Source organism: Streptomyces sp. NPDC054840 (assembly GCF_053611065.1).
In genome coordinates, this window is sequence record NZ_JBSGZP010000695.1 from 1 (window position 1) to 3,808 (window position 3,808).

The window sequence follows — 3,808 nt, forward strand, 5'->3', positions numbered from 1 at the left end:
GCCGTACTCGGCGCCATGGAGGGCAGCGGGAAGCTCCTGCACCGCAAGGTCGACGCGCAGGACGTCACGGAGAAGGTGGCCGACATCGGCAGCCGCGTCGCCTCGCAGCAGGCCAGCGTGGCGCGGGTGCGGGAGATGATGGGCAAGGCCTCGGCACTGAGCGAGGTGGTGATGCTGGAGAGCGAGCTGTCGCGCCGCCAGTCCGACCTGGAGTCGCTGCTGGCGCAGCAGACGGCGCTGAAGGACCAGACGTCGCTGGGCACGATCACGCTGGAGGTCTCGGAGCCGGCCGCGAAGCCGGAGCCCGAGAAGAAGGAGAAGAAGAAGGAGCCCACCTTCCTGGGCGCCCTGGGCGGAGGCTGGGACGTCTTCACCAGCGTCGTGCGCTATCTGACGGTGGCGGTGGGCGCGGTGCTCCCGTTCGCGCTGACGGCCGTGGTGGTGCTGCTGCTGGTCCGGCTGTACCGACGGTGGCGTCCGGCGCCGCCGAAGACGGCTCCGGCGCCGTGGCGGACGACGGTACCGGCGGCCCGGAAGGCTCCGGACGCCGAGGCCGACGTGCAGGACTGAACGCGCGTTCGGACGTAGCGTGTTCACCATCCGACGGTGGTGAAGGGGCGGTACGGACGATGGCGACGGATCGACTGGTGGTGGTGGGCGGTGATGCGGCGGGGATGTCCGCCGCGTCACAGGCCCGCAGACTGAAGGGCCCGGCGGAGCTGGAGATCGTGGCCTTCGAGCGCGGGCACTTCACCTCCTACTCGGCGTGCGGGATCCCGTACTGGGTCGGCGGTCAGGTCGCCGAACGCGACGACCTGATCGCCCGTACCCCCGAGGAGCACCGGGCCCGGGACATCGATCTGCGCACCCGCACGGAGGTCGTGGAGCTCGACCTCCCCGGGTCCCGGGTCCGTGCCCGCGATCTGGACACGGGGTCCGAATCCTGGACGGACTACGACAAGCTGGTCCTGGCGACGGGCGCCCGCCCGGTCCGGCCCCGGCTCCCCGGCATCGGCGCGCACGGGGTCCACGGCATCCAGACCCTGGACGACGGCCAGCGCCTGATGGACACCCTGCGGCGCACCGAGGGCCGCCGCGCGGTCGTGGTCGGCGCCGGCTACATCGGCGTGGAGATGGCGGAGGCCCTGGTCGCGCGGGGGTACGAGGTCACCGTCCTGCACCGGGGCGAGCAGCCGATGGCCACGCTGGACCCGGACATGGGCGGCCTGGTGCACAGCGCGATGAACCGGATGGGGATCCGTACGGTCTCCCGCGCCGAGGTGACGAAGATCCTCACCGACGAGGAAGGCCGGGCCCGGGCGGTGGCCACGTCGGCGGGCGAGGAGTACGAGGCGGACGTGGTCGTGCTCGGCATCGGCGTCGAGCCCCGTACCGCGCTCGCCCGCGCGGCCGGCCTCCCGCTCGGCCCGTCGGGCGGCATCCTCACGGACCTCTCGATGCGGGTCCGGGGCCATGAGGACATCTGGGCGGGCGGCGACTGCGTGGAGGTCCTGGACCTGGTCGCGGGCCGCACCCGGCACCTCCCGCTGGGCACGCACGCCAACAAGCACGGCCAGGTCATCGGCTCGGGCGTGGGCGGCGGCTACGCGACCTTCCCCGGGGTGGTCGGGACGGCGGTCAGCAAGGTCTGCGACCTGGAGATCGCCCGTACGGGGCTGCGCGAGCGGGACGCGCTGGAGGCGGGCCTGCGGTTCGTGACGGCCACCATCACCTCCACCAACACCGCGGGCTACTACCCGGGCGCGGCGGAGATGACGGTGAAGATGCTGGCGGAACGCCGCACGGGCCGGCTCCTCGGCGTCCAGATCGTCGGCGGCGCGGGCGCCGCGAAGCGGGTGGACATCGCGGCGGTCGCCCTCACGGCGGGCATGACGGTGGACCGGATGGTGTCCCTGGACCTGGGCTACGCCCCGCCGTTCTCCCCGGTGTGGGACCCGATCCTGGTGGCGGCCCGCAAGGCGGTCTCGGCGGTCCGCTCGGCCGGGGTCTGAGGCGGCACCAGCCGGAACCTGCCCCGTCGGCGTTCGAGGCGGCCCCGGGCGGCCGGCGTCGAGGCCTACCCGTTCGGATGCCCGCCGGTTGCCCGGCGCACCGACCGCCGGTGTGATGGCAGGCAGGGTCTGTCGGCACGCGTGGGCCCGTCCCCGTACGGAAGGGCTCCGCGATGCGCAGCACTGGCATATCGACACCCCTGCGAGGCGCTGCGGGGGTGGCGGCAGGAGCCCTTCTGGCGCTGACGGCGGCGGCCGGTGTGGCGTCGGCGGGCGGTCCGGGCGGCGGCGCCGACGGCACCGGCGTGTTGCGCTGGCGGCCGTGCTCAGGGCCGGCGCAGGCGGGCTTCGAGTGCGCCGTGGCGAAGGTGCCGCTGGACCACACCGCTCCGTCGGGCCGGACGATCGACCTGGCGGTGATCCGCCACGGGGCGGCCGACCCACGGCGGCGCGCCGGGTCGCTGTTCTTCAACCCCGGTGGGCCCGGTGGCCCCGGGACCCTCGGACTGCCCGAGCTGTACGGCAAGTTTCCGCAGGAGCTGAAGGACCGGTTCGACATCGTCAGCTGGGACCCGCGCGGAGTCGGGGAGAGTACGGCGGTGCGCTGTTTCGACACCGCCGCCGAGGCCGCGGCCTGGCACAAGGACGTCCCGCCGTTCCCCGTGGGCCCGGCGGAGCAGCGGGCCTACATCGCGGCACAGGTCGACCTCGCCGAGCGGTGCGAGCGGCGTGATCCGCAGTTGCTGCGCCACGTCTCGACCGCCGACACCGCGCGCGACCTGGACCTGCTGCGCCGGGCGGTGGGAGAGGAACGGCTGCGCTACTGGGGTATCTCGTACGGCACGCTGCTGGGCGCGACGTACGCGAACCTGTTCCCCGACCGGGTCGGACGGCTCGTGGTCGACGGCAACGTCGACCCGCGGGCGTGGATGGACCACGGCGCGCGCGCCGAGCCGCGGCTGAACACCTTCCTGCGCCTCGGATCGGACCTCGGCTCCGCCGACACGCTCGCGCAGTTCCTCGACCACTGCGGCGGGGTGCCGGCGTCCCGCTGCCCGTTCTCCGCCGGGAGCCCGGCCGCGACCCGGGCCAAGTACGACACCCTGCTGACGCGCCTCGCCACGCGGCCGGTCGGAACCTGGACGTACGCCCAAGCGGTGAGCGAGGTCCGCGGCGGCCTGTACACCGTGCACCCGGGCTGGGCCGGGACGGCCGACTTGCTTCAGTCGCTGTGGCAGGGACGGGCACCCGACGAGCCGCCGTCGCCGACCGGGCCGGACCACTACCCCGGTTTCGAGCAGTCGCTCGCCGTCCTGTGCGCCGAGAGCCCCAACCCCGCTTCCCCGCACCGCTACACCGAGCTGGAGAAGCGGGCCGTGCGGCGGGCCGGGGCGCTGGGCCGGTGGTGGGCATGGGCCAACGAGCCGTGCACGGCGTGGCCGGCGCGGGCCGCCGACCCGTACACGGGCCCGTGGAACCGGACCACCGCACACCCGGTGCTGGTGGTCAACACGGTGCACGACCCGTCGACGCCCTACCGCGCCGGGCAGGCGATGGCCGCGGAACTCGCCGGGGCCCGGCTGCTGACGCTCGACGGCTACGGGCACACCGCGCTGGACAACCCGAGTGGCTGCGTGAAGCGTCATGTGGTGCGGTACGTCCTGACCGGCGCGCTCCCGCCCCGCGGGGCGCGGTGCGGGCAGGACACCCCGCCGTTCGCGGCGGCGCCGGAGCTGTCACCGTCCGCCTCGTCGCCCCGCCCGAGCGGGGCGGGCGTACGGGACGCGGCGCTTTCC

At 74.4% G+C, this 3,808-nt stretch carries 3 protein-coding genes; all 3 read left to right on the forward strand.

The window, feature by feature from the left end; genetic code table 11:
- A partial coding sequence (locus ACWGIU_RS32400; protein ID WP_453711680.1) for a DUF4349 domain-containing protein occupies positions 1-570 on the forward strand: 570 nt, incomplete at its 5' end.
- Between the two features lie 59 nt (positions 571-629).
- Complete coding sequence (locus ACWGIU_RS32405) at positions 630-2,012, forward strand: FAD-dependent oxidoreductase (RefSeq protein WP_453711681.1); 1,383 nt, start codon at positions 630-632, stop codon at positions 2,010-2,012.
- Positions 2,013-2,230: 218 nt separating this feature from the next.
- Positions 2,231-3,808: alpha/beta hydrolase (locus ACWGIU_RS32410; protein WP_453711682.1), on the forward strand; the 1,578-nt coding region annotated here is incomplete at its 3' end.